This is a genomic window from Actinoplanes sp. NPDC051388, from assembly GCF_055586225.1.
In genome coordinates this window covers 100,849-124,593 of the sequence record NZ_JBVJIP010000016.1, presented here as the reverse complement: position 1 = coordinate 124,593, position 23,745 = coordinate 100,849, and the positions used below count along the sequence as shown (strand labels likewise).

Annotated in this window: 26 protein-coding genes; 18 read left to right on the top strand and 8 right to left on the bottom strand. The window is 70.9% G+C overall.

The annotated features are described in order from the left end of the window. Window positions 1-33: 33 nt before the first annotated feature. Entirely contained in the window at window positions 34-648 is a 615-nt protein-coding gene (locus ACZ6TI_RS34165) for a TetR/AcrR family transcriptional regulator (protein ID WP_465349336.1), read from the bottom strand. Window positions 649-773: 125 nt separating this feature from the next. On the opposite strand from ACZ6TI_RS34165, the gene ACZ6TI_RS34160 reads away from it, so the two are divergent. After that, window positions 774-1,508 carry an SDR family NAD(P)-dependent oxidoreductase gene (locus tag ACZ6TI_RS34160; RefSeq protein ID WP_465349335.1) on the top strand — a complete coding sequence of 245 codons (735 nt, stop codon included), beginning with the start codon at window positions 774-776 and terminating at the stop codon, window positions 1,506-1,508. Between the two features lie 37 nt (window positions 1,509-1,545). Next, window positions 1,546-2,163, top strand: a complete 618-nt coding sequence (locus ACZ6TI_RS34155; RefSeq protein ID WP_465349334.1) for an NADPH-dependent F420 reductase — start codon at window positions 1,546-1,548, stop codon at window positions 2,161-2,163. Between the two features lie 498 nt (window positions 2,164-2,661). On the opposite strand, the gene ACZ6TI_RS34150 is transcribed toward ACZ6TI_RS34155, so the two are convergent. The 7 genes from ACZ6TI_RS34150 to rnhA all read right to left on the bottom strand — a co-directional run bounded on the left by ACZ6TI_RS34150 (window position 2,662) and on the right by rnhA (window position 8,592). Next, window positions 2,662-3,246, bottom strand: coding sequence for a DUF6891 domain-containing protein (locus tag ACZ6TI_RS34150; protein WP_465349333.1), 585 nt, complete (start codon window positions 3,244-3,246; stop codon window positions 2,662-2,664). Between the two features lie 5 nt (window positions 3,247-3,251). After that, on the bottom strand, window positions 3,252-4,388 hold the full coding sequence (locus ACZ6TI_RS34145; protein WP_465349332.1) for an epoxide hydrolase family protein: 1,137 nt from the start codon (window positions 4,386-4,388) through the stop codon (window positions 3,252-3,254). Then, the gene (locus tag ACZ6TI_RS34140; protein WP_465349331.1) at window positions 4,385-5,212 is read right to left on the bottom strand and encodes an LLM class flavin-dependent oxidoreductase; all 828 of its coding nucleotides are present in this window, start codon (window positions 5,210-5,212) and stop codon (window positions 4,385-4,387) included. The genes ACZ6TI_RS34145 and ACZ6TI_RS34140 overlap by 4 nt, the downstream gene beginning before the upstream one ends. A 13-nt stretch (window positions 5,213-5,225) precedes the next feature. Beyond that, entirely contained in the window at window positions 5,226-5,834 is a 609-nt protein-coding gene (locus ACZ6TI_RS34135; protein WP_465349330.1) for a TIGR03086 family metal-binding protein, read from the bottom strand. 106 nt (window positions 5,835-5,940) lie between these two features. After that, window positions 5,941-7,497 (bottom strand): multicopper oxidase family protein, encoded by a 1,557-nt coding sequence (locus ACZ6TI_RS34130; RefSeq protein ID WP_465349329.1) that lies wholly within the window; start codon window positions 7,495-7,497, stop codon window positions 5,941-5,943. Then, window positions 7,467-7,961, bottom strand: coding sequence for a hypothetical protein (locus tag ACZ6TI_RS34125; protein ID WP_465349328.1), 495 nt, complete (start codon window positions 7,959-7,961; stop codon window positions 7,467-7,469). Before ACZ6TI_RS34125 ends, ACZ6TI_RS34130 begins: the two co-directional genes overlap by 31 nt. A gap of 85 nt (window positions 7,962-8,046) precedes the next feature. Beyond that, a complete protein-coding gene (gene rnhA / locus ACZ6TI_RS34120) occupies window positions 8,047-8,592 on the bottom strand; it encodes a ribonuclease HI (RefSeq protein ID WP_465349327.1) in 546 nt (181 codons plus the stop codon). On the opposite strand from rnhA, the gene ACZ6TI_RS34115 reads away from it, so the two are divergent. From ACZ6TI_RS34115 to ACZ6TI_RS34040, 16 genes are all read left to right on the top strand, one after another. Continuing rightward, window positions 8,591-8,776: a hypothetical protein gene (locus ACZ6TI_RS34115; protein WP_465349326.1), complete on the top strand. Its 186-nt coding sequence runs from the start codon at window positions 8,591-8,593 to the stop codon at window positions 8,774-8,776. The genes rnhA and ACZ6TI_RS34115 overlap by 2 nt on opposite strands. Before the next feature lie 65 nt (window positions 8,777-8,841). Next, the gene (locus ACZ6TI_RS34110) at window positions 8,842-9,882 is read left to right on the top strand and encodes an ABC transporter ATP-binding protein (RefSeq protein WP_465349325.1); all 1,041 of its coding nucleotides are present in this window, start codon (window positions 8,842-8,844) and stop codon (window positions 9,880-9,882) included. Continuing rightward, the gene (locus tag ACZ6TI_RS34105) at window positions 9,879-10,640 is read left to right on the top strand and encodes an ABC transporter permease (protein ID WP_465349324.1); all 762 of its coding nucleotides are present in this window, start codon (window positions 9,879-9,881) and stop codon (window positions 10,638-10,640) included. The genes ACZ6TI_RS34110 and ACZ6TI_RS34105 overlap by 4 nt, the downstream gene beginning before the upstream one ends. 609 nt (window positions 10,641-11,249) lie before the next feature. Continuing rightward, complete coding sequence (locus tag ACZ6TI_RS34100) at window positions 11,250-12,074, top strand: ABC transporter ATP-binding protein (protein ID WP_465349323.1); 825 nt, start codon at window positions 11,250-11,252, stop codon at window positions 12,072-12,074. 2 nt (window positions 12,075-12,076) lie between these two features. Then, window positions 12,077-12,874 carry an ABC transporter permease gene (locus ACZ6TI_RS34095; protein ID WP_465349484.1) on the top strand — a complete coding sequence of 266 codons (798 nt, stop codon included), beginning with the start codon at window positions 12,077-12,079 and terminating at the stop codon, window positions 12,872-12,874. 426 nt (window positions 12,875-13,300) lie between these two features. After that, on the top strand, window positions 13,301-13,435 hold the full coding sequence (locus ACZ6TI_RS34090; RefSeq protein WP_465349322.1) for a hypothetical protein: 135 nt from the start codon (window positions 13,301-13,303) through the stop codon (window positions 13,433-13,435). A gap of 304 nt (window positions 13,436-13,739) precedes the next feature. Beyond that, on the top strand, window positions 13,740-14,759 hold the full coding sequence (locus tag ACZ6TI_RS34085) for a sensor histidine kinase (RefSeq protein WP_465349321.1): 1,020 nt from the start codon (window positions 13,740-13,742) through the stop codon (window positions 14,757-14,759). After that, entirely contained in the window at window positions 14,756-15,373 is a 618-nt protein-coding gene (locus ACZ6TI_RS34080) for a response regulator (protein WP_465349320.1), read from the top strand. Before ACZ6TI_RS34085 ends, ACZ6TI_RS34080 begins: the two co-directional genes overlap by 4 nt. A gap of 288 nt (window positions 15,374-15,661) precedes the next feature. Beyond that, on the top strand, window positions 15,662-15,949 hold the full coding sequence (locus ACZ6TI_RS34075) for a hypothetical protein (RefSeq protein WP_465349319.1): 288 nt from the start codon (window positions 15,662-15,664) through the stop codon (window positions 15,947-15,949). Window position 15,950: 1 nt separating this feature from the next. Continuing rightward, window positions 15,951-16,862, top strand: a complete 912-nt coding sequence (locus tag ACZ6TI_RS34070; protein ID WP_465349318.1) for an FAD:protein FMN transferase — start codon at window positions 15,951-15,953, stop codon at window positions 16,860-16,862. Further along, window positions 16,859-17,437 (top strand): ferric reductase-like transmembrane domain-containing protein, encoded by a 579-nt coding sequence (locus ACZ6TI_RS34065; RefSeq protein ID WP_465349317.1) that lies wholly within the window; start codon window positions 16,859-16,861, stop codon window positions 17,435-17,437. Before ACZ6TI_RS34070 ends, ACZ6TI_RS34065 begins: the two co-directional genes overlap by 4 nt. Further along, complete coding sequence (locus tag ACZ6TI_RS34060; RefSeq protein ID WP_465349316.1) at window positions 17,434-18,615, top strand: NADH-ubiquinone oxidoreductase-F iron-sulfur binding region domain-containing protein; 1,182 nt, start codon at window positions 17,434-17,436, stop codon at window positions 18,613-18,615. Before ACZ6TI_RS34065 ends, ACZ6TI_RS34060 begins: the two co-directional genes overlap by 4 nt. Then, window positions 18,612-18,824 (top strand): ferredoxin, encoded by a 213-nt coding sequence (locus ACZ6TI_RS34055; RefSeq protein WP_465349315.1) that lies wholly within the window; start codon window positions 18,612-18,614, stop codon window positions 18,822-18,824. Before ACZ6TI_RS34060 ends, ACZ6TI_RS34055 begins: the two co-directional genes overlap by 4 nt. 317 nt (window positions 18,825-19,141) lie before the next feature. Beyond that, window positions 19,142-20,659, top strand: a complete 1,518-nt coding sequence (locus ACZ6TI_RS34050; protein ID WP_465349314.1) for a sugar transferase — start codon at window positions 19,142-19,144, stop codon at window positions 20,657-20,659. A 91-nt stretch (window positions 20,660-20,750) separates the two neighbouring features. Further along, window positions 20,751-21,713, top strand: coding sequence for a glycosyltransferase (locus tag ACZ6TI_RS34045; RefSeq protein WP_465349313.1), 963 nt, complete (start codon window positions 20,751-20,753; stop codon window positions 21,711-21,713). 8 nt (window positions 21,714-21,721) lie between these two features. Next, window positions 21,722-23,671 carry a delta-60 repeat domain-containing protein gene (locus tag ACZ6TI_RS34040; RefSeq protein WP_465349312.1) on the top strand — a complete coding sequence of 650 codons (1,950 nt, stop codon included), beginning with the start codon at window positions 21,722-21,724 and terminating at the stop codon, window positions 23,669-23,671. Window positions 23,672-23,745 lie beyond the last annotated feature (74 nt).

Sequence of the window (23,745 nt, the reverse complement as noted above, 5' to 3'; positions counted from 1 at the left end):
CCGGCGGCCTGTGTGGCGGCTTGTGCGGCGGCTTCAGGGCCCTGAGATGTCGTCACCGGCTCTCTCCGGGCGGCCGTGCGCTCCCGCGGGGATGGCGTTGTCGACGAGGGCGGCGGCGATGGCGGCGGCAGTGGCGAGGGTTTCGGTGTTGAGGACCCGGCTGCGGGCCGAGGCGCCGTCCAGCAGCAGTGCCAGTTGCTCGCCGAGCTGTTCGGGGTCGGCGGCGCCGGCCTCGCGGGCGGCGTCGGTGAGCCGGGCGGCGAAGGCTTTCTTGTAGTCGCGGGCGAACACGCGTGCCGGGTGGCCCGGGTCGGGAATTTCGACGGCGGCCGCGATGAACGGGCACAGGGGCGCGTGCACGTCGAACGCGGCGAGGAGACGCTCGCGGGGTGTGAGGTCGGTGCGGTCGAACACCTCGGGCAGGACGTCGGGATCGAATCGGCGCAAGCCCTCGGCGATCAGCTCGTCCTTGCCGGTGAAGTGCTGATAGAGCGTGCGCTTGGACACCTCGGCCGCCGCGCAGAGCTGATCCATGCCGGTGCCGTTGATGCCTTGTTCGCGGAACAGCTGTTGTGAGGCGCTGACGATGCGCTCCCGTGCGCCCCGGCCGCGGCGCAGGCCGCGCGGCCCCTTCTCCAACTCCGTCACACGCCCAGCGTAGACCACTTCGGTACCGATCGGTGTGCATAGCTTGCGCCCGACCCGGCCGGCCGATACGTTAAGCACTCAGATCGGTGTACATAACGTTGACGAGGCAGTCGGATGGAGTGATCGTGGGAAAGCTCGACGGCAAGGTTGCGGTGATCACCGGCGCGACGAGTGGTTTGGCGCTGGCCGGTGCCAAGTTGTTCGTTGATGAAGGTGCTCACGTCTTCATCTCGGGCCGGCGGAAGGACGTGCTGGACGAAGCGGTCAAGTTGATCGGCCGGAACGTGACCGGTGTGCAGGCCGATTCGGCCGACCTCGACGATCTGGACCGTTTGTTCGAGACGGTCAAGCAGGAAAAGGGCACGATCGACGTGCTGTGGGCAAGTGCCGGGATGGGAGAGCAGGGCGGGCTCGGCGAGATGACGGCGGAGCACTTCGATGCCCTGTTCTCGCTGAACGCGCGCGGCACGTTGTTCACCGTCCAGAAGGCGCTGCCGCTGTTCAACGATGGCGGCTCGATCTTCATGACCGGGTCGAACGCGTCGCTCCGGGGCTACCCCGGTTGGAGTGTTTATGCGGCGAGCAAGGCCGTGCTGCCCGCCTACGCGCGGGTGTGGGTGTCCGAGCTGCGGGACCGCAAGATCCGGGTGAACGTGCTGACCCCCGGCCAGGTCGCCACGCCGGTTCTGGAGAAGGTGATGGACGCGGAGATGAAGGCACAGTTCGAATCCGTGATCCCGCGGCGAGAGATGGGCCACCCGGAAGAGATCGCGTCGGTCGCCCTGTTCCTCGCCTCGGACGACTCGAGCTACGTCAACGGCATGGAGCTGGTCGCCGACGGCGGCACCACAGTGATCTGAGCGCGGCGCCTGACCACCTGACGAGGGAGCACATGTCATGACCACCATCAGCATCATCGGCTCGGGCAACATGGCCACTGCCATCGGCACCCGGGCGGCGAAGCACGGGCACACCATCGAGCTGATGAGCCGCAACGCGGTCAAGGCTCAGGAAATCGCCGACCAGATCGGCAACGGCGCGACGGTCGGCACGTTCGGGGCCCGGCCGGCGGGCGACATCGTCATCGTCGCCGTCCTGCACACCGGCGCGGTCGAGGCGGTCGCGCACTACGGCGATGCGCTGTCCGGCAAGATCCTCATCGACATCACCAATCCGTTCAACGCCGACGTCACCGGACTCGTGACCGCCGCTGGCGACTCGGTGACCCAGCAGATCGCCGCCGTCGCCCCCGAGGGCACGCACGTCGTGAAGGCATTCAATTCGATCTTCCGCGGCGTTCTTGCTGAGGACAAGCGCCTGGATGCGTTCTTCGCCGGCGACAGTGCCGAGGCGAAGGCGCGGGTCGCGGCGTTTCTGGAAAGCTTGGACATGCGGGCCCTCGACGCGGGAGGGCTTGAAATGGCGCACGCCCTGGAATGGGGCGGCGTCCTTCTGGTGGGCCTGGCACGCAGCGGCGCCGGCTTCGATATTGCCTTGGGCGCCGGAGTCCTTTGAGGACTCTCTCCAGGAGAGAATCATCAACCGGTCGATCGCTGATGGTGGTCCTGGACCGCGGGGTCGCGCTCGACGGCCCCGCGGTCCGCGGCCTGTGGTTGCGAGCCCGCGCCTGTCCGTGTCCGCGTTTCGCGCGGCCGTGGTTGCGAGCCCGCGCCTGTCCGTGTCCGCGTTTCGCGCGGCCGTGGTTGCGAGCCCGCGCCTGTCCGTGCCCGCGTTCCAAGCCGCGTGCCTGCTCCATCGCCACCGTCAACGACCCGCACTTGCGAGCCACGCTCGCTCCCAGGTCGACACTGCTGCGATTGTGCTCACCCGCTCACCCGCTCACCCGCTCACCCGCTCACTTGCTCACCCGCTCACTCGCTCACCCGCTCACCCGCTCACCCGCTCACCCGCTCACCCGCTCACCTCAAGGCCAAGCTCGTCGGCCCGCCTTAAGATCTCACGCGCTCGTAGTGCGTCTGTTGCTGTCGCCTCATTGCCTGGCCCCCGAGGTGTTCATGTCGGGGGGATCGCGGCGAGGGAGCCGGTGCGGCGGCGCTGCCAGCGCAGCGGGACCACGATCCGCTGGGCCGGGTCGCCGTCCCATTCGACGGTCAGGCCGTGGCGGCGCAGTTCGGTGGTCACTCGGGCACCGATCGCCTCGCCCTTGGTCTGGCTTTGGAAGGAGCCGTAGGCCAAGAACAGCGGACCGCCCTCGGCGGCGCGTTCGGCGTCCTGGTCGTGGTAATAGGTATAGCCCTCCGGGTCGGCGCCTCGCGGAACCTCGCCGCCGATCTCGGCGTTGCCGCAGGTCTGACAGCAGGTGAACTGCTCGCGCGCCACGATGCCGGCCTCCTCGAGCGCGGCGAAGGCGCTCGTCAACCGGTCGCTGTCGGTGCTCGGCTCCCAGGTCTCCTGTTCGCGGAGATGGGCCGCGAGCTCGCGGGCGGTCACCCGGCGGGCCGCCGCCTCGACCGCATCGAGATCCTCGGCCTCCTCCATGAACTCCGTGGTCGCCTCGACGATCTCGTCGAACGTCTCGGTGCCCAGCGCGACCCGCAACCGCACGAATTCGGTGATCTCGTCCTCGACGTCGTCCACGGTCTCTACCCTTCCTCGGTCAACGCCCGCACGCAGGCGCGCACCTCGTCGACGAACAGGCCGGGCTGCTCGAACGCCGCGAAGTGGCCGCCACGCGCCGGCTCGTGCCAATAGCGGATGTCGGTGAAGCGGCGCTCGGCCCAGCGCCGGGAGGGCCTCGGGTTCTCCTTCGGGAAGATCGAACAACCGGTCGGCACGGTGACCTGGTCGGTCACCGCGCCGCGGAAGCGGGCCTGGACGCCCGCGAAGCTCTCCCAATAGAGCCGAGCCGCGGAGGCACCGGCGCCGGGCAGCCAATAGAGCATCAGGTTGTCCAGGATCTCGTCGCGGGTCAGCACGCTGCCGAGGTCGCCGTCGCAGTCCGTCCACGCCTGGAACTTCTCGACGATCCACGCGCACAGCAGCGCCGGCGAGTCGACCAGGCCGTAACCGATGGTCTGTGGGCGAGTGGACTGCTCCAGCGAGTAACCGTCACCGGAATCGCCCGACTGCTCCAGCGCGGCCACCGCCGCCGCCTCGGCCGGTGTCAGGTCGTCGAAGGTCGCCGGGTCGGGCGCCACCAGAGGCGGGACGAGATGCAGGCCGATCACCCGGCTCGGATGCCGCTTGCCGATCTCGGTGCTGACACTCGTGCCCCAATCGTGGCCCTGCGCGACGAACCTGGTGTGCCCCAGGCGGGTCATCAACTCGGCCCACGCGTCGGCGATCCGCTCAACCGTCCACCCGGGGGCCGGCGGGCGATCGCTGAACCCATGACCCGGCAGGGACGGGCAGACCACGTCGAAGTCCTCGCTCAGCGGGCCGAGCACTTTTTCGAACTCGACCACCGAGCCGGGCCAGCCGTGCGTCATCAGCAGCGGCACCGCGCCCGGCCGTGGCGACCGGACATGGACGAAGTGGATGCCCAGCCCGTCGATGCTCGTGCAGAACTGGGGCAGCTCGTTGAGACGGGCCTCGGTCGCGCGCCAGTCATAGTCCTCGGCCCAGTGCCGGCAGAGGTCGCGCACATAGTCCAGCGGCGGGCCCTGCGCCCAGCCGGGCGCGGTTTGGGGCTCGGGCCAGCGGGTGCGCCGCAGCCGGTCGCGGAGATCGTCGAGCGCCTCCTCGCCGACGCCGATGCGGAACGGCTCGATGGCGGTCATGCGGGTCGCCCGGGCGGCCCGGCGGCGATCCGCGCGGAGATCTCCGCCATCCGCTCGGCACTGTGGTGCGGCATCTCCCAGCGCGTCTCCATCCACCACGTGCAGCCTGCGTCGGCCCACGGCTGCACCTCGGCGAGCGCCGCCGCCGCGTCATCGGCCGGCGTCTCGCCCTCGGCCAGAATGTCGAGCTCCGGCGGCGCGCCGCGCTCGGTCAGCCATGCCCGGATCTCGCGGATGGTCTCCGGCGTCTGGTCGTGGCCGGGGATCAACCCGTCGCACTTGAGCACCCGGCGCATGGATTTCGGCCGGGGCCACTTGCCGACCACCCAGATCGGCACCCGCTCCTGCACCGGGCGGCCCACCTCGGCCAGGTCGTCGCGGTCCACCTGGTATTCGTAATGTCGCCCCCGATGACTGGTGCCGCCGGACCAGAGCAGGCGCATCAGGTCGATCGCCTCGTCCATCATTTCGGCGCGCTCGCGCAGGTCGGTGACCTCGCCGGTGAGCGGCAGATCGGTGGTGATCGCGCCGACCCCGATGCCGAGCACGGCGCGACCGCCGGAGAGCTGGTCGACGGTGGCGACCTGGCTCGCCACCTTCCACGGGCGGCGCCACGGCAGCGGCGTGAGCATGGTGCCGAGCCGGACCCGCGTGGTGACCGCCGCCATGGCCGCCAGCAGACTCCACGCGTCGATGCCGGATGCGGCCTCCCACACGAAGACGCCGTCCCACCCGGACCGCTCGGCCAATCGCGCCTGCTCGAGCTGCTGCTGCGCCGTGCCGCCGGGAAGGATCACGCCGTGTCGCATCGCCTGTCGGGTCATGCCGGAAGTCCTATCAGGCGCCACCGACATTTTCTGGTCGCCAGGCCCGTGACCGGCCCAGCAATGCCAGGATCTCGGTCGCCGGATCGTCGTCGGCGGCGGGCACGGCGGGTGCGAAGTCGGCATTCGGACGACGGCGGTTGGGGCCGTCGGGCACCTTGCGGGCCACCGGCAGGGCCATCGCGACCGATCGGGCCGGCGGGTCCCACGAAAGGCCGAGCGTCGCGGCGACATCCCAGCCGTGCACCAGGTAGTCGACGAGATGGAAGCCGATCGCGATGCGGGCCGGAATGGGCTCGGGCCGCACCAACGGAAGCTGGAACTCGCGATCGAGCACGTCGTCCGCCGCGAACGCCTCCAGTGCCAGGGCGGCGCTGGGGGCGTACCCGTCGATGGGTTGCGGGTCTTGCCAGCGTGGGCGCCAGACCGCCGCGTCGGCCCCGCGCCCGACGGCGGCCGCGGCGAAGCCCTCGTGCTGCACGGTCATGTGCGCGAGCAGCGCGCGAAGGTCCCAGCCGGCGCACGGCGTCGGCCGCGCGAGATCCTCCGGGGTGACGCGCGTCACCAGCTCGATGGACGCGCGGACCGCCGCCGCGTTGGCTTCGACCAGTTCAGAAGTCATGCCGCCCATGATTCACCGCAATCAATGATCAACTCGCCCCGATTTTCTTGTCGTAGGCCGCCGATAGACCTGTCCCCGAACCCAGGGGAGGTCTCGCATGTCCACGTCAGACGATGTCGAAATTGGCCATCATCGCCATGTCCTCGTGCTCCAGGTTGTGGCAGTGCAGCATGAATCTGCCGCGGTGTCCGGCAAACTTCACCAGGACCTCAACCGTTTCGTACGGTCGCACGTCCACTGTGTCCTTCCAGCCGGTCTCCCAGTTCTCGGCCGTCCGGCCACTGCGCGAGAGCACCTGGAAATGTGCGAGGTGCACGTGCACGGGATGGTGGAAGTCGCTGGTGAAACGCCACAGCTCGACCGTGTCCAGGCGCGGCGCCGCGAGACTCTCGGCGGGATCGTAGGGCCGGCCGTTGATCATCCAGAGGTCGCCGCCGCGCCGGAAATCGAACTGCCTGGTCGCGACCGCGTCGTCGGCGGTGAGCAGCGGTTCCGCCGGCGCCAGCCGGTCCGGCACCCGGGTGTCGTCGGCCGCCCGCCGGGCCACGACGAAGCGCATCACCTCCGCGGCCGGGCCCGAGCCCAGCCCGTTGACCATCGTCACCTCGGCGCCGATCGGCACGGCGGAGAAGTCCACGATCACGTCGTAACGCTCGCCCGGCGACACGATGATCTCCCGGTGGGTCAGCGGCGCCGGGAGCAGTCCGTCGTCGCTGCCGATCTGCACCAGCGGCAGCCGCTGTCCGCCGGCGTCGAGGGCGAGGCGATAGCGGCGGGCGTTCGAGCCGTTGATCAGCCGCAGCCGGTAACGCACCGCGGACACCTCGTGCCGTGGCCAGGGCGCGCCGTTCACCAGGATGACGTCGCCGAAGAGCCCGGTGACGAAGTCGCCGCGGGCGCCCGGCCGATGCATCTGCATGTCCCGCATCGGATATTGGAACGATCCGTCCTCGTCGAACGCCCGGTCGCAGATGATCAGCGGCAGGTCCCGCTCGTCCCGAGGCAACGGCAGTGCCGCCTCCTGCTCGTCGCTGATCAGGAAGGCGCCGAAGAGCCCCCGCCAGACCTGCGGGCCGGTGAAGTCCATCCGGTGGTCGTGATACCAGAGCGTCGCGGCCCGCTGGGTCATCGGATAGGTGTAGTCCCGGCTGACGTCGTGTGTGCGGCCCGGCGACCCGTGATGCCGCGGCGGCGCGGGGTGGTAACCGGCGGGCGTGATCAGGTCGGTCGGGAAGCCGTCGGAGTCCGGCGGGGTGACGCCGCCGTGCAGGTGCGTCGAGGTCGGCACGGGCAGTTCGTTGCGCACCGTCACGACCATCGGCCGACCGCGCCGGCCGATAAAGGTCGGGCCGGGGAAGACGCCGTCGTAGCCCCAGATCCGGGTCTTGCGGTCGGCCAGCAGGTTGACGTCGGCGACGCGCTGAGTGACCACGTAGTGGTCGGCGTCGGCGGCGATCCGGACCGGCCGGGCGGTCGGCGGGATCGGCAGCGGCGTCACGAAACGCGCCGGGCGCATCGGGCTGGTGAGGAACTTGCCGGTGCCTGGGCCGTCGGCGGGGCGTCCGCATCCGGCGGCGACCGCGAGCCCGGCGCCGCCGGCCAGGGCCAGCACACTGCGGCGCGAGAGCGGGCTCATCGCCCGGTCCGAAAGGCGCAGGTCCACCAGGTGAAACCGCTGATCAGCCCCATGATCGCCATGCCCAGCGGGATGTGCAGCCCGACCTGCCGGGCAAAGCCGAAACCGAGCTGGACGGCGATCAGAAACCAGAGAACGACGCTGAAGACGATCGGCCACCACGGGCCGCGGCCGGGCCGGAGCAGCAGCACGGTGGCGGGCAGCAGCGCCATCGACGTGAGCACCAGGAAGATCGCGTTGGCGCTGTGCAGGCCGAGGAAGTTGACGTTGCCAGTGATGAAGCCGCCGGCCAATACCGCCTGCAGGAGCACCTGCAGGAGCACGACGACGGACAGGGCGCGAAGCAGGATGATCGGCCAATGGGCCGGGCGTCGCGCGATCGGCTGCGCGGCCGGGGGCGGTTCGCTGATCGCCTGGGCGCTGGGTGCCGGGGCGCTGGTCGCCTGGAAGCTGGACGCCCGGGCGCTGGGGCCGGGCAGGTTGTCGGACACGGGTTCATCGTGCTTTTGCCGGTCTTCTCACGGATCCGGCGCAGCACCTAGGGATCGACCGGATTTTGTGGCGGTCGAAATCCACTCAGAAGAGGGAGGCGGGTCCGGGTTCGCTCAGGGTCGGCTCGGGGGCCGGCTCGGCCTTCGCGGCCCGCTGGGGCGGTGTGGCGGTGGCCGCGTCCAGGGCTTCCTGCAGCCCTCGGGCGGCGAGGCGGTCGGCGCGCTCGTTCTCGGGGTGGCCGGCGTGGCCCTTGACCCAGTGCCAGCTGACGTCGTGGCGGCGGACCGCCTCGTCGAGTCGCTGCCACAGGTCGACGTTCTTGACCGGTTGCTTCGCCGAGGTCTGCCAGCCGTTGGCCTGCCAGCGGATCAGCCACTTCGTGATGCCGTCGCGCACATAGATGCTGTCCGTATAGAGCTGCACGGTGAGCGGCGCGCGGGTCAGCGACTCGAGGGCGCGGATCGGGGCCATCAGTTCCATGCGGTTGTTCGTGGTGGGGGTGGCCTCGCCGCCGCAGAGATCCTTCTCCGTGGCGCCGTAGCGCAGGACCGCGCCCCAGCCGCCGGGGCCGGGGTTCGGGATGCAGGCGCCGTCGGTGTAGATCTCGACGACGGCGGTGGGCTCAGTCATGCCGGGCACCCTACCGAGCCAGGGCGGGCGCGCCGCGGAGCCCGCGCCGCACCATCTCGCGTGGCCCGCCGACGACCTGCCGCTCGTGGTCGGCCGGATGGCCGACCGGGCGGACCGGAAGGACGGTCCGCGGGAGGAGAAGGGCGGCCCTTGGGTGGAGGAAGCAGGGGTGGGCGGACGGTAGGCAATAGGGGGACAAGGGTGGCGTCAGGTGAGAGGGGTGGGGCCGTGCTGGTGACGGAGCCGCGCGTGGCTCGGCGTCCGGGGGTGGCCGGGCGCAACGTATCGTGGCCGGAGCGGATCCGCCGGGGTTCGCCGGAGCGATGGGGTGGGATGACTCGGGCCGGGGTCGTCGAGGTGCGGGACGTGGTGGTGCGCTGGGGCGACACGACCGCGGTCGACCGCGTCTCGCTCAGCGCGCCGCGCGGGCAGGTGCTCGCGTTGCTCGGCAGCAACGGCGCCGGAAAGACCAGCCTGCTGCAGGTGTGTGAAGGTTTCCGGCGGCCGGACGGCGGCACCGCGACCGTGCTCGGGCTCGACCCGGTCGGCGACCACGACGAGCTGATGCCGCGGATCGGAATCATGCTGCAGGCCGGCGGGATCTACCCGTGGGCGACGGCGGGGGAGATCCTCGAACTGTTCGCCGGGTTCGCCGCGCGGCCGCTGGACACCGGCATGCTGCTCGACCGGCTCGGTCTTCGCAAAGTGCAGCGCACCCGGTGGCGGCGCATGTCCGGTGGCGAGCAGCAGCGGCTGGCGCTCGCGGTCGCGCTGGTCGGGCGGCCCGAGCTGCTGTTCCTGGACGAGCCGACCGCCGGGATGGACACCGAGGCCCGGCACACGACCTGGCAGCTGATCGAGGAGCTCCGCGCCGACGGAGTCTCGGTGCTGCTCACCACGCATCTGCTGGACGAGGCCGAGCGGCTCGCCGACCAGGTGGTGATCATGCGGGCCGGGCGGGTGGCGGCAACCGGCACGCCGGCCGAGCTCACCGCGGTGGCCGGCATCGATCAGCTCGAGGTGCGCGCGGACGCCGGGCTCGCGATCGCCGCGTTGGGCGAGCGCATCGACGCCAAGGTCAGCGAGCCGTCGCCGGGGGAGTACACGATCGCCGGCGCCCTGGACAGCGCCGCGATCGCGAGCGTCCTGGCCTGGTTCGCCGACACCGGCGCGCAGGTCACCGCGGTCAATTCGCGGCGGCGCACCCTCGAAGACGTCTACCTCGCGCTGACCTCGAGCAGGTCGACGCCGGCGACCGATGTCGTGCCCGCGACGAAGGGGCTGCGATGAGCGCCGGGACGTTCGCGCCGGCGCCCGGGCGGGCCGCCCGGGCGGTCGTCATCCGGCGGCAGATCCGAATGGAGCTTCTGCTGACCGCGCGCCGCGGCGAAGCGGTCGTGCTGGCCATGGGCGTGCCGCTGCTCGTCCTGCTCGGCGCCGGCCTCACCCGCGCGACCAACCTGCCGACCGACGACCGGCTGGGCTACGTCGTGCCCGGCGTGCTCGCCCTGACGGTGATGTCCACGGCGTTCACGGGACAGGCGATCACCACCGGATACGAACGCAGTTACGGCGTGCTCAAACGACTCGGCGCATCGCCACTGACCCGGTCCGGTCTGCTGTTCGCCAAGACCGCCGCGATCCTCGGCCTGGTCGGCGTTCAGGTGCTGCTGCTCGCCCTGGTCGGGGTGGCGGTCGGGTGGCGTCCGGAGTTCGGGCACGTGCTGCCGGCCATCGGCATCACGGTGCTGGCCGTGGCGGCGTATACCGGATTGGCCTTGACCATCGCCGGCCTGCTGCGACCGGAGACCGTGACCGCCGCGGCGACCTTGATCTACGTGCTGATGCTCGCCGCGGGCGGCATCATGTTCGCCGCACCCGACCTGGGCACGGTGGGCTGGTTCCTGCTGCCACTGGCCGCGCACGCCGAGGCCCTCCGCGGCACGCTCACCACCGGCGCCGCCATCCCGGCCGCGATCTGGCTGAGCCTGGCCGCCTGGGCCGCGATCGGCATCGCCGCCGCCACCCGCCTCTTCAAGTGGGAGTAGCCCGCAACTCCGGCATCAAGTGGTGAGTAGCCCCGCGACTGCGGCGTCGGGTGGGGATTAGCCCGCAACTGCGGCTTCAGTAGGGAATTAGCCCTCAACTGCGGCTTCAAGTGGGAATTTGCCCCGCAATTGCGGGGCCACGCCCTGACGGCTGTCCTGCGGGGGACCGCGCCGTTGACGGTGAGCGTCTCCGCGCTGCAATCCGAGAAGCAGAGCGCGGGACCAGGCCCGCTCCATCCGTGAGGCGTCCTGGCCAGCTGCGGTGCGCAGGGCTCGCGTGAGCGGGTGCGGGTGAGCGGACGTAACGCGCGCGGCGGCCTGCGGAGAGGACGCGGGCGGACGTAACTCGCGCGACGGCCCAGCCGGGGAAGACGCGAGCGGACGAAACCCGCGTGGCGGCCTGCGGAGAGAACGCGAGCGAACGAAACTCGCGCGACAGCCCTGCGGAGAAGCCGCGAGCGGACGGAACACGCGCGGCGGCCCTGCGGGAAGACGCGAGCGGACCAAGCGGCATAAGGGCTGACCGAGGCTGTCCATCGATCGGTGGACACCGCGTGACGGTCGCGTGGTCGTCGCGGTGGATGGGTCCTGATCGGGAGCATTTCGGGTATGACTGCGATTGAAGTTCGGGGCCTTCGGAAGGCCTACGGTGGGCGGGACGTCGTCGCCGGTATCGATCTGCACGTGGCCTCCGGTGAGGTCTTCGCCCTGCTCGGACCCAATGGGGCCGGCAAGACCACCACCGTCGAGATCCTCGAAGGACACCGCCGCCGGGACAGCGGCGACGCCCGGGTCCTCGGCGTCGACCCGGGCGTCGCCGACCGGCGCTGGCGTGCCCGCATCGGCATCGTGCTGCAGAGCGCCGCCGACGCGGCCGACCTGACCGTCGCCGAGATGGTGCGCCACGTCGCCGGGTTCTACCCGCGGCCGCGGCCCGTCGACGAGGTGATCGACGCCGTCGGGCTGACCGCCAAGGCCGGCGCCAAGATCCGGTCGCTGTCCGGCGGGCAGCGGCGCCGGGTCGACGTCGCGCTCGGTGTCGTCGGCCGGCCCGAGGTGCTGTTTCTCGACGAGCCGACCACCGGATTCGACCCGGAGGCGCGGCGGCAGTTCTGGGAACTGATCAAAGCGCAGGCCGGCGAGGGCACCACCATCGTGCTGACCACGCACTACCTGGACGAGGCCGAAGCGCTCGCCGACCGGCTCGCCGTGATCGCGGACGGCCGGATCGTCGCCGAAGGCAGCCCGGCCAGCCTGGGCGGACGGGCCACCGCCGAGGCCACGGTCACCTGGGACGGCCGCCGCGAACACGTCACCGACCCCACCGAGCTGATCACCCGGCTGATCCGCGAGGGCGCCGACCTGAGCAGCCTGACCATCACCCGGCCGACCCTCGAGGACACCTACCTCAGCCTGATCGGAGACGCACGATGAGCATGCCGTCGACCCTCGCCATCGGGGCCTCCCGCGGACGCGTGGAGATCCTCCAGTTCTTCCGGGACAAGACCGCGCTGATCTTCACCTTCTCGTTCCCAGCGATCCTTTTGGTGCTGTTCGGGGTGATCTTCGGGAACGAATACGCCGACGGACTCCCGGCCGCGCAGGTCTTCTCGTCCAGCATGATCGCCTACGGGATCGTGTCGACGTCGTTCATCACGATGGGCATCGGCATCGCCGTGGACCGCGAGGACGGCACGCTCAAGCGGCTGCGCGGCACACCGGTGACCGCCGCCGCGTACTTCATCGGGAAGTGGATCTTTGTGGCGGCGATCAGCCTGCTGGAAGTGGTTGTCCTGCTCGCCATCGGGGTGCTGGCCTTCGACATGCCGCTGCCGGCCGCTGCCGGTCGCTGGTTCACGTTCGCCTGGTTGTTCGTGCTGTCGGTGATCTCCTGCACACTGCTCGGCATCGCGGCGAGTTCACTGGTCCGCAACGCCCGCACCGCCGGCGCCATCCTCAACGTGCCGGTGGTGGCCCTGCAGTTCCTCTCCGGCATCTTCATCCACCCGATCACCCAGCTGCCGGACTGGATGATCACGCTGGCGTCGATCTTCCCGGTCAAATGGATCGGCCAGGGCTTCCGCTCGGTCTTCCTGCCCGACTTCATGACCGCCACGGAGGCCGGCGGCGCCTGGGAACACGGCCGCATCGCCTTGGTCCTCGGCGCCTGGTGTGTGGTCGGATTGGCCCTGTGCCTGCTGACTTTCCGCTGGACCGATCGCCGCGACCGCTGACCACCCGGCCGACCCCAACCAAGATCAAGATTCCAAGCCCTCGGGTACGCCCGGAGCCCCGCCAAGCACCACAGTGGAACACCGCAACACCGGCGCAACGGTGAAGCGGCGGTCCGCGTCGCGGCGGGATGCGTTGGTCACATGTCTGGCGGCCGCGACGCGGGGCTCAGGATTTGGTGGCGGGCTGGGAATGTGATGCGGGCGCCGGTGCGAGGAGCCGAGCGGGTGCGGTTGATGCGGGGGGTCAGTGGGATCGGGGCCGCGGGATGCGTCGGTCACAGGTTGGCGGTCGCGGTGTGGGGCTCTGGATCTGGGGGTGGGCTGGGAATGTGGTGCTGGTGTGATGCGGGCGCCGATGCGAGGAGCCGAGCGAGTGCGGTCGGGACGAGGGACCAGTCGGATCGGGGCGCGGCGGGCGTCGGCCGGGTGTCAAGCGGCAACGGTGCCGAGCCCGGGATCTGGACCAGGGCGCTCGACCTGCTCGACGAGCTGGGCCACGCCGACGCGGGTGGGCTCCGGGCGCGGCTGGTGGCAGGCCCGGAACGTGGTGCTGGTGTGTGACGCGGGCGCCGAATCGAGGAGCCAACCGCGCGCAATCGGCGCAAGGTGTCGGTGGGATCGGGGGCGCGGTTGAGGAGCAGTCTTCGCGGGGCTGAGCGGGTGGGACAGAGTGTGACGGCGGGAGGTGATGACGGTGGGTGATGTGGTGGCGGGGCGGGCCGGGGCTGTCGGCGGGGGAACTGGCGAATTGGAACAGTCCGCGCCCGATCGTAAGTGGGACCTGTTTCTCGGGATCGTGGCTGCCGGGGTCGGCGTCGCCACGCTTGCCACCACTGAGCTCGGCCTTGCCCGCCGTCTTCTCGGTGTGGGCGCCATCTTGGTGATCGGCCTGCTCTATGCCGTCTGGGGGCGTCGGTTCCTGCATCGGCCCGACTCCGTGGCCGCGTTCGTCTACCTCGGTGTGACCCTGCTGGTCTTCGGGGGTGGGACCTTCGCCGCCAGTGTCGTCAGTTACCTGCTCTTCGCGGTCTGTCCGCTGATCTTTCTGATCGCCTCGCTGCGGTTCGCCATTCCGTTCGTGGTTTTCGCCTGCTTTGTTCCGGTGATCTGTGCCTGGCTGCGGTACGGGTGGGACGCCACGATCGTCACGCATCTCGCGCCGATCTTCGTGGTTTCGGCTGCCCTCGCGGTGTGGCTCGGCACCTGGATCAACCGGGTGATCGAGCAGAGCCGGGAACGCGCCGCCCTGATCGCCGAGCTGCAGGAGAGCCGGGCCGAGGTGGGACGGCTCAGCCATGAGGCAGGCGTGTTGGCCGAGCGCGCACGGCTGGCCGGCGAGATCCACGACACGCTGGCGCAGGGCTTCACCAGCATCATCACGCTGCTTCAAGCCGCCGACCCGGCGCTGCGGGACGAACGGCTCGCGCTCGCCGTACGCACCGCGCGGGAGAACCTGGCCGAGTCGCGGGCGCTGATCGCCGCGCTCTCCCCGGCCGCGTTGGGAGACGGCTCGCTGGCCGACGCGGTTCAGCGGCAAGCCGCCTCGTTCGCCGAGGAGACCGGCATCGCGGCCACCGCCCGGGTCACCGGCGAACCGCGGGACCTGCCGACCCCGATCGAGGTGGTGCTGCTGCGGGCGGCGCAGGAGGCGCTGACCAACGTGCGGCGGCACGCGGGTGCGCGGGAGGCCGCGGTGCTGCTCGCCTATCAGGAGGAATCGGTTCGGCTGGTGGTGCGCGACGATGGGTGCGGCTTCGACCCGGCGGCGGCCGGCGGGTTCGGGCTGCGGGCCATGCGGGCGCGGGCCGAGCAGGCGGCCGGCTCGCTGATCGTGCGGAGCGACCCGGACACCGGTACGACCGTGGAGCTGGAGGTGCCGGCATGATCCGCATCCTGCTGGTGGACGACCATCCGGTGGTGCGGCACGGGCTGCGCGGCATGCTCGACGCCGAGCCGGACCTGACCGTGGTGGGCGAGGCGTCCTCGGGGGCGGGTGGCGTCGCGGCCGCCGAGGAGCTGACGCCCGACATCGTGCTGATGGACCTGCGCATGCCGGGCGGCGACGGGGTCGAGGCGACCGGCCGGATTCTGGCGCGGGTGCCGCGTACGCGGGTGATGGTTTTGACCACCTATGAGACCGACCGGGACATCTTGCGCGCGATCGAGGCCGGCGCCTGCGGCTATCTGCTGAAGGACGCGTCACCGGGTGAGCTCGCCGATGCCGTCCGGGCGGCGCATCGCGGCGAGACGGTGCTCGCGCCCAGCGTCGCGTCGACGCTGGTCCGCAGCGTGCGCAAACCGCCGCCGGCCGCGCTCTCCGCCCGCGAGGCGCAGGTGTTGCGGCTGGTCGCGCGGGGTCGCACGAACGCCGAGATCGGCCGGGATCTGTTCATCTCGGAGGCCACCGTCAAGACGCACCTTTTGCGCATCTTCAACAAGTTGGACGTGGCCGACCGCACCGCCGCGGTGACCACAGCGATGACGAACGGACTCATTTAGGCCGCACGGCGGCGATGCGCAACACGGCGATCGACGAGCGCGTCCTGCCGATCAAGAGATGCCGCGGCATCGTCGGGCAAAACCCCCACACTTATCACCGGTATGCGGCCGCCGGAGATTTACAAAAGACTCAGGTCTGCAGCCGATCGAGGACGCCCCCCGCGGCCGATGTCCGACGACCCCTGGACCGCACGGGCCGCCTTCACAGAAAGCCCTCAGGGACGGCACAGGTCACGGCCAAGATGGCGGTGGATGGTTGCTTGAGCCGTCAATCAAAGGGGGTACCCCGTGGACCGGGATGCCGGACTTCGTCGCACCACCGCACTGACCGCCGCCCTGATCTTCGCGAGCCTCTCCGGCACCACCGGCGTCGGGATCGCCGCCTACGCCGCATCAAGCGAGACCGCGGCATCCAACAACGCCGACAGCTCGACGAGCACCGACGGCTCAACGAGCACCGACGGCTCAACGAGCACCGACGGCTCGACGAGCGCTGACGGCTCGACGACGACCGACTCACCGTCCGTGGGGAGCTCGGACGACGACTCCGGCCAGGCCACCTCCGGGGGCTCCTGAGATGCCGCTCGTCGAGACCCTGCCGATCGGTGCGGACACCGCGCAGTGGTCCGTCTGGGGCACCACCGCCCGGATCGTGGTCACCGACCCCGGGCGCCTCGCCGCCGCGGCCGTCGTCGTCCGGCACGAGCTGGCCGCGGTCGACGCCGCGTGCAGCCGCTTCCGCCCCGACTCAGAGCTCGTCCTGGCCTGCCGCAACGGCGGCCGGCCGAGCAGCGTCAGCCCGCTGCTCGCCGAACTCGTCGCCGCCGCTCTGGGCGCGGCCGAGCGCACCGGCGGCGACGTCGATCCCACGGTCGGCGCGATCCTCGCCGGCCTCGGGTACGACCGCGATTTCGCCCAGCTCACCGGCCGCCCGACCGCGCCCGCCGTGCGGATCTTCCCGGCGCCCGACTGGCGCGCGATCGAGCTGCGCGGACACGAGCTGACCGTGCCGGCGGGGGTGCTGCTAGATCTGGGCGCGACCGCCAAGGCGCTGGCCGCCGACCGGGCCGCCGAGCGGGTGGCCGCCCGGCTGGGCATCGGCGTGCTGGTCGCGCTGGGCGGCGACATCGCCACCGCCGGGCCGGGGCCCGACGGCGGTTGGCGGGTGCTGGTGCAGGATCGTCCCGGCGATCCGCGCTGCACGGTACGCATCCCGCCCGGCTCCGCCCTCGCCACGTCGAGCACCGCCGCCCGCCGCTGGGGTCCCGGCCGGACGTTGCACCACATCGTCGACCCGCGCACCGGCCGTCCCGCGACGCCGGTCTGGCGCACGGTCTCGGTGGCCGCCCACACGTGCCTGTCCGCGAACACCCTGAGCACCGCCGCGATGGTGCGCGGCCACGCCGCCACCGACCTGCTCGCCTCGGCGCCCAGCCGGCTCGTCACCTCGGACCTCGACATCCTGCGCCTGGGCGGGTGGCCGGCATGACCGACGCGCTCTGGTATTTCGGCCGGGGCAGCGGCGTCGTCACGCTGGTGCTGATCAGCATCGTGGTCGCCCTCGGCATCGGGGCCCGTTCGGGCAGGCCGGCGTTCGGCCTGCCGCGTTTCGCGGTCAGCCTGCTGCACCGCAACGCCGCGCTGCTGGCCGCCGTGCTGCTCGTCGGACACGTGGTGAGCCTCTACTTCGACCCCTACGCGCAGCTGCACCTGGTCGACCTGGTGGTGCCGTTCCTGGGCGAGTACCGGCCGTTCTGGCTGGGCCTCGGCACCCTCGCCCTCGATCTGATCGTCGCCGTGGTGGTGACCAGCCTGCTGCGCAGGCGGATCGGCGCGCGGGCCTGGCGGCTGGTGCACTGGTCGACCTATCTGTGCTGGCCGATCGCGGTGCTGCACGGGGTGCAGACCGGCACCGACGGCCGCACCTGGTGGATGTGGACGATCGTCGCGGCGTGCGTCGGCCTCGTGCTGGCCGCGGTCATGTGGCGACTCACCCCGAACTTCGGTCAACTGCCCGGCCGCGCGGTCCGCCGGATCCGCCCGACCCTGGAGAACGCACGATGACTGTCACAACCGTCATGGACCAGCGGCTGCTCGCCGAAGACGGCGGCCCGACTCAAAAGGGGCCCGCCCTCGACGCCGCCGCCCTGATCGGCCTGCTGCGCGACGCCGGACTCACCGGCCGTGGCGGCGCCGGGTTCCCGGCCTGGCGCAAGCTGGACGCCGTCGCCTCGGCGGGACAACCCTCGGTGGTGATCGCGAACGGCGCCGAGGGCGAGCCCGCGAGCGGCAAGGATCGGCTGCTGCTCGCGTACCGTCCGCATCTGGTCCTGGACGGCCTGCAGGCCGTCGCCGGCGCGCTCGGCGTGCGCACCGCCCGCCTCTATCTGCCGGCCGCGGCGGCGGACGCGATCCGGCCCGTGCTGGAGTCCCGCCGGCGAGACCCGGCAACGGTGACCGTCACGGTCGCGCCGGACCGCTTCATCTCGGGCGAGGAGTCGGCCGTGGTGGCCGCCGTGGCGGGCCGGCCGGCCGTGCCCGCCGACAAAGCGGTGCGGATCACCCGGGCCGGTGTCGGCGGGGCGCCCACCCTGGTGCAGAACGTCGAGACGCTGGCGCACCTCGCGCTGATCGTGCGGCACGGGGCGGGCTGGTTCCGGTCGGCGGGCACCGCTGAGGAGCCCGGCACGTTCCTGGCCACTGTGGGCGGTGGCGTCGTCACACCGGGTGTGGTCGAGGCGGGCTACGGCGTGCCGCTCGGCGCTCTGCTGGAGGCGGCCGGCGGCGTTTCGCGGCCGGTTCAGGCCATTCTGCTCGGCGGCTATCACGGCGGCTGGGTGCCGGCACGGCCGGACATCGCGGTGAGCCGGGCCGGTCTGGCGCCGTTCGGCGCGACGCCGGGAGCGGGCATCGTGCACGTGCTACCGGCCGATAGGTGTGGACTCGCCGAATCCGCCCGGATCGCCGGTTATCTCGCTGGTCAGGTCGCCGGGCAGTGCGGACCGTGCGTCAACGGCCTGCCCCGGCTCGCCGACACCCTGGTCGAGCTCGCCCGCCCCGGGCGGCGGCGTGCCGGGCTGCCGGCCGAGGTGGCCCGGCTGACCGCGCTGGTCACCGGACGGGGCGCGTGCCGGCATCCGGACGGTACGGCACGCATGATCAGAAGCAGCCTGACCACCTTCGACAGCGACGTGGCCGCGCATCTGGCCGGTTACTGCCTGGCCGAGCGGAGCCGACCGTGACAGACGTGCGCCTGCACATCGACTGGACCGCCTGCGACGGCCGCGGACTGTGCGTCGAGCTGCTGCCTGAGCTGCTCACCGAGGACGACTGGGGATACCCGCGGGCGCGCGACGGCGCAGCCGAGCCGGTCGTGCCCCGTGGCCTGGAGCGCAACGCCGAGCGGGCGGTGGACCGCTGCCCGGCGCTGGCCCTGCGCCTACTCCGATGATCTTTATCCGACTGACCCCTGTGGCCTGAGTTCAGGTCACGATTCATCGACGACGGCGACTACCCCATCGCCGCCGTCGGCGTCTGTTGTGTTAGCGTGCGTTGCCCTCGGACGTTCGTATCGGACAAATCATGGTGGCCTATGCCGGATGCACAAGATTCGACCGTCCACAAGGGACATTTGGGCGACGAAATCAAGTGTTGAGGCTCGGTAAAGATTGGTGCGCACGGGTCGGTTATCCCGGGCGCCTCCTCTAATGTTCACCGCCTGACAGAAATGCCTAGTGGGCGTGGGGTCTCACTGGAAGTAGGGGCGTCGTGACGACGACGGACATGACGGCGGACGACGCCGATACCGGATCGATACCGACTACGACTTCGTACTACGGCGTCACCGACAGGGATCTCGGCGACGCCACCGGACTCCGGCTCGCCGACCGCTGGGTCTGGGAGGCGCGTTACGTCAAGCGGCTCCTCGTGGTGGACTTCGGCGCGACCCTGATCGCGACGCTGGCCGCCTTCGGGCTCCGGTTCCAGGGCGCCAACTACGCCAACTGGTACCTGCTGTTCTCCGCGCTCGTCCCGCCGATCTGGCTGGGCCTGCTCGCGCTGTCACACGCATATGAGCGCCGCCTGCTCTTCGTCGGCACCGACGAATACCAGCGCGTGATGAGCTCCGGGGTGCGGCTGACCGTGGGCATGGCCCTGGCGTCCTACGTCTTCAAGGCCGACCTGGCCCGCGGCTACCTGCTGATCGTGCTGGTGCTGACCACCGCGCTGTCCCTGATCGGCCGCTTCCTGTTGCGCCGCCGCCTGCACCGGGCGCGCTCCCACGGCCGCGCCATGCACCGCGTGCTGGTGCTCGGCCACGCCGGCACGGTCGCCCAGATGACCAGCTCGCTGCATCGCAACTACCACCACGGCCTGCAGGTGATCGGCGCGTGCGTGCCGGCCAACCAGCTCAAGGAAGCCTCCCGCGTGGTGGACGTCCCGGTCTTCGGGGCGCTCGCCGCCGCGGCCAACTCGGCCGCCGCCGCGGGGGCGGACACCGTGATGGTTCTCTCTTGTCCTGAACTGGACGGCCCGGCCCTGCGCCGGCTCGCCTGGGAGCTGGAGCGCGACGACATCGACCTGATCGTCTCGTCGTCCCTGGTGGACACGGCCGGCGACCGCATCACAGTGCGCCCGGTCGACGGGCTGCCGATGATGCACATCGAGCATCCCCGGCTGATCGGCGGCCGGCGGCTCATCAAGTCCATCTTCGACGTGTCGGTCGCGGCCCTGCTTCTGATAATGTCCGCGCCGCTGTTGCTCGCCATTTCGATCTGGATCAAGGCAGACACCGGCGGCCCGGTGTTCTTCCGCCAGACCCGGGTCGGGCGTGGCGGCGAGGTTTTCCGGATGTTCAAGTTCCGCACCATGCACGTCGACGCCGAGCAACGGCTGCAGGCGATGCAGGGGCGGAACGAGTTCGCCGGAGTGCTCTTCAAGATCCGGGAGGACCCCCGGATCACCCGGTCCGGCAGGCTGCTGCGGCGGCATTCGCTGGACGAGCTCCCGCAGCTGGTCAACGTGCTGCTGGGGCAGATGTCGCTGGTGGGGCCGCGGCCGCCGCTGCCCGCGGAAGTGGAGCAATATCCCCACGACATGCGCCGGCGGCTGGTGGTGAAACCCGGGATGACCGGGCTGTGGCAGGTGAGCGGTCGATCGGATCTGTCTTGGGAGGACTCGATCCGGCTCGACCTGCGGTATGTGGAGAACTGGTCACTCACTGTCGACCTGGTGATTCTCATGCGTACCGCGTTGGTCGTGATGCGCGGCCAGGGGGCCTATTAACAAGCCGGGGGGCTTATCGGCGGCGGGGGACAGCCGCTCAGGATGGGGACGAGGTTTTGGTAGCGCTGTACAAAGTCGTGGAAGCGGCGGCATGACCACGCTTCTGGTCGCTTCCACCGGCGGACATCTGGCCGAACTGCACGATCTGGTGCCGCGGCTCGGCGTGTCCGACCGTCGCTGGGTCACCTTCGACAGCCCGCAGAGCCGGTCCCTGCTGCACGGCGAAGACGTCGTGCACGTGCCGCCGGCCACCACCCGTGACCTCAAGGGCGCGATCCGCAACATGTTGCTGGCCCGGCGGATGTTCCGCGCGAGCCGCTACGAACGCGTGATCAGCACCGGCGCCAGTGTGGCCATGTCCTTCTTCGTGCCGGCCACCGCGGCCGGGGTGGAGTGCACGTACATCGAGAGCGCGACCCGCACCGAGGGGCCCTCGCTCACCGGCAGGCTCGCCGCCCAGCTCCCGCGCACCCGGCTCTACACGCAGTACCCGTCCTGGGCGGACGGCGAGTGGCTCTACGGCGGCTCCATCTTCGACACGTTCGACGCGGTGCCCGAGCCGTTCCCGCAGCCGATCCGCAAGGTCGTCGTCACGCTCGGCACACACCAGCGATACACGTTCCCCCGGCTGCTCAATCGGCTGGTCGAGATCATCCCGCCCGGCCTGGACGTGCTCTGGCAGGTCGGCGAGACGGTGATCGACCGGATGCCGGCCGGCGCCCGCCGCGAGGTGCCGCTCGGCGAGATGCGCCAGGCGCTGCGCGAGGCCGACGTGATCGTGTCGCACGCCGGCGTCGGCTCGGCACTGTCCGCGATGCAGGCCGGCCGGCGCGCCGTCTTCGTGCCCCGGCGGCACGCGCACGGCGAGCACATCGACGACCACCAGGGCTCGCTGGCCCGCGAGCTGGACGGCCGCGAGCTGGTCGTGGCCCGCGAAGCCGACGAGCTCACCTTCACCGACCTGGAGATCGCCGCCGCGTGGTCGGTGCGCACCACCCCGGTGGCGCCACCCTTCGAACTCTCGTCCTTTCCAGCCACCACCCGTTTTCTGTAGGAGGGCAAGTGTCCTTTCCACGTCGAGCCCGGCTGCTCGTGCCGGCCGCGGTGCTGGGTCTGGCGGTCTCGCTGACCGCCGCGGTCCCGGCGAGCGCGGTGTACGTGCCGCCGGCCGCCGCCGCGACGATCGTGAACGCCAATCCCGCGGACAACACGCCGCACGCGCAGAACGGCAGCATCCGCGCGTTCGCCCAGATCGGTAACACGGTCTACGCCGGCGGCTCGTTCACCGGGATCAAGGCGGCCGGCGCCGCCGGCTGGTCGGCGGCGAGCTACCTGGTGGCGTACGACGTCAACACCGGCGCGCTGAAGACCGGCTTCACGCCGACCTTCGACAACCAGGTGTCGACGCTCGCGGTGAGCCCGGACGGCAAGCTGATCGTCGGCGGCGCCTTCGTGACGGTGAACGGGGTGGCCCGCAAGAACCTGGTCGAGATCGATCCGACCAGCGGCGACACGATCAGCGGCTGGGTCGGCCGGGCGGACGGCGGTGTGGTGCGCCGGGCCATCGTCAAGGGCAACCACCTCTACATCGCGGGCGCGTTCCACTCGGTGAACGGCACCGCGCACTCGCTGCTGGCCCGGCTGAACGCCACCACCGGCGCGATCGACGCGGGCTTCCAGGTGGACGCGAGCGTCGCCCGGCCCTACCCGAACTCGTCCGAGCTGGTCTGGGCGCTGGCCGTGTCGCCGGACGCCAAGACGCTGGTGGCCACCGGCAACTTCACCAAGGTGAACGGGCAGACGCGCAACCAGGTCGCCGTGATCGACGTGACCACCACGCCGACGCTGACCTCCTGGACCACCGAGAAGTACGTGCCGCCGTGTGGCTCCGCGAGCTTCCCGTTCTATGCCCGTGACGTGGACTTCTCCGACGACGGCAAGTACTTCGTGATCGCCGCGGACGGCGGCCGCGCGAACGGCGCCGACGCGTACTGCGACTCGATCGCCCGGTTCGAGACCGCCGACCGCGGCGCGGTCACGGCCACCTGGGTGAACTTCTCCGGCGGCGACTCGGTGACCGCGCTCGAGGCGGCCGACGGCGTGATCTACGTCGGTGGTCACTTCCGCTGGCTGAACAACGCCAACGGGGTGGACGAGAAGGGCCCGGGCGGCGTGGACCGCTACGGCTACGGCGCGCTGGACGCGGGCAACGGCCTGCCGATGTCCTGGAACCCGGGCCGGTCCGCGGGCAGCAACCTGCCGCCCGGCGGCACCAGCTGGGGCGCGATCGTCTGGGAGATCTGGAAGGGCACCAGCGGCGTCTTCGTCGGTCAGGACTCGGACGGCGTCGGCAACGAGTACCACGGCCGGCAGGCGTACTTCCCGACCGCGGGTGGCCGCGCCCTGGCCGCGCAGGACGCCCCGGCGGCGGCCTCCGGCTTCCTCTACCGCGGCAACGGCACGACCGCGTTCAAGAAGGTCGCGTTCGGCCCGTCCGGGGTGGGCGCGTGGCAGAACGTCACGCAGAGCCAGATGAACGGCGCCAAGTCCAGCTTCTCGCTGAACAACAAGGTCTACTGGGCGAACGCGGCGGGCACGCTGAACGTCGCGGTCGTCACCAACGGTGTGGCCGGCGCACCCTGGGTGAGCAGCGGTTTCAACTCTTGGTTCAACGCATCGACGTTGACCGGATCGTTCTACCTCAGTGGCCGGATGTACTACACCGTGGCGAACAGCAACGCGCTTTACTACCGCTACCTGACGCCGGACGGCTCGGTGATCGGGTGCACCCAGTTCACGCTGCCGACCAGCGGGGTGGACTGGAGCACGGTCCGCGGCATGGCGTGGGTCAACGGCAAGCTCGTGTTCGGGTCGACCACCGGCGCGCTCAAGTCGGTGGCCTTCAACCCGGCCGCGACCACCGCGGTCGTCGGCTCGACCGCGAGCACGCTGGCCGCCGCGTCCAACCCGCCGGTGTGGAGCAGCCCCACGCTGTTCTTCGCCACTTCATAGCAGTCAGGCGGGCGTCCGGGCCGCATCGAAGCGGTCCGGGCGCCCCGCCCGCACAAGCCCCCCTGGAGTTACCG

Excerpts from the sequence above, each read along its gene's own strand:
- ACZ6TI_RS34155 (WP_465349334.1), top strand. The coding sequence starts at position 1,546 with ATGACCACCATCAGCATCATCGGCTCGGGCAACATGGCCACTGCCATC.
- ACZ6TI_RS34145 (WP_465349332.1), bottom strand. The coding sequence starts at position 4,388 with ATGACCGCCATCGAGCCGTTCCGCATCGGCGTCGGCGAGGAGGCGCTC.
- ACZ6TI_RS34140 (WP_465349331.1), bottom strand. The coding sequence starts at position 5,212 with ATGACCCGACAGGCGATGCGACACGGCGTGATCCTTCCCGGCGGCACG.
- ACZ6TI_RS34135 (WP_465349330.1), bottom strand. The coding sequence starts at position 5,834 with ATGACTTCTGAACTGGTCGAAGCCAACGCGGCGGCGGTCCGCGCGTCC.
- ACZ6TI_RS34115 (WP_465349326.1), top strand. The coding sequence starts at position 8,591 with ATGCCGGGCACCCTACCGAGCCAGGGCGGGCGCGCCGCGGAGCCCGCG.
- rnhA (WP_465349327.1), bottom strand. The coding sequence starts at position 8,592 with ATGACTGAGCCCACCGCCGTCGTCGAGATCTACACCGACGGCGCCTGC.
- ACZ6TI_RS34105 (WP_465349324.1), top strand. The coding sequence starts at position 9,879 with ATGAGCGCCGGGACGTTCGCGCCGGCGCCCGGGCGGGCCGCCCGGGCG.
- ACZ6TI_RS34100 (WP_465349323.1), top strand. The coding sequence starts at position 11,250 with ATGACTGCGATTGAAGTTCGGGGCCTTCGGAAGGCCTACGGTGGGCGG.
- ACZ6TI_RS34095 (WP_465349484.1), top strand. The coding sequence starts at position 12,077 with ATGCCGTCGACCCTCGCCATCGGGGCCTCCCGCGGACGCGTGGAGATC.
- ACZ6TI_RS34080 (WP_465349320.1), top strand. The coding sequence starts at position 14,756 with ATGATCCGCATCCTGCTGGTGGACGACCATCCGGTGGTGCGGCACGGG.
- ACZ6TI_RS34070 (WP_465349318.1), top strand. The coding sequence starts at position 15,951 with ATGCCGCTCGTCGAGACCCTGCCGATCGGTGCGGACACCGCGCAGTGG.
- ACZ6TI_RS34065 (WP_465349317.1), top strand. The coding sequence starts at position 16,859 with ATGACCGACGCGCTCTGGTATTTCGGCCGGGGCAGCGGCGTCGTCACG.
- ACZ6TI_RS34060 (WP_465349316.1), top strand. The coding sequence starts at position 17,434 with ATGACTGTCACAACCGTCATGGACCAGCGGCTGCTCGCCGAAGACGGC.
- ACZ6TI_RS34045 (WP_465349313.1), top strand. The coding sequence starts at position 20,751 with ATGACCACGCTTCTGGTCGCTTCCACCGGCGGACATCTGGCCGAACTG.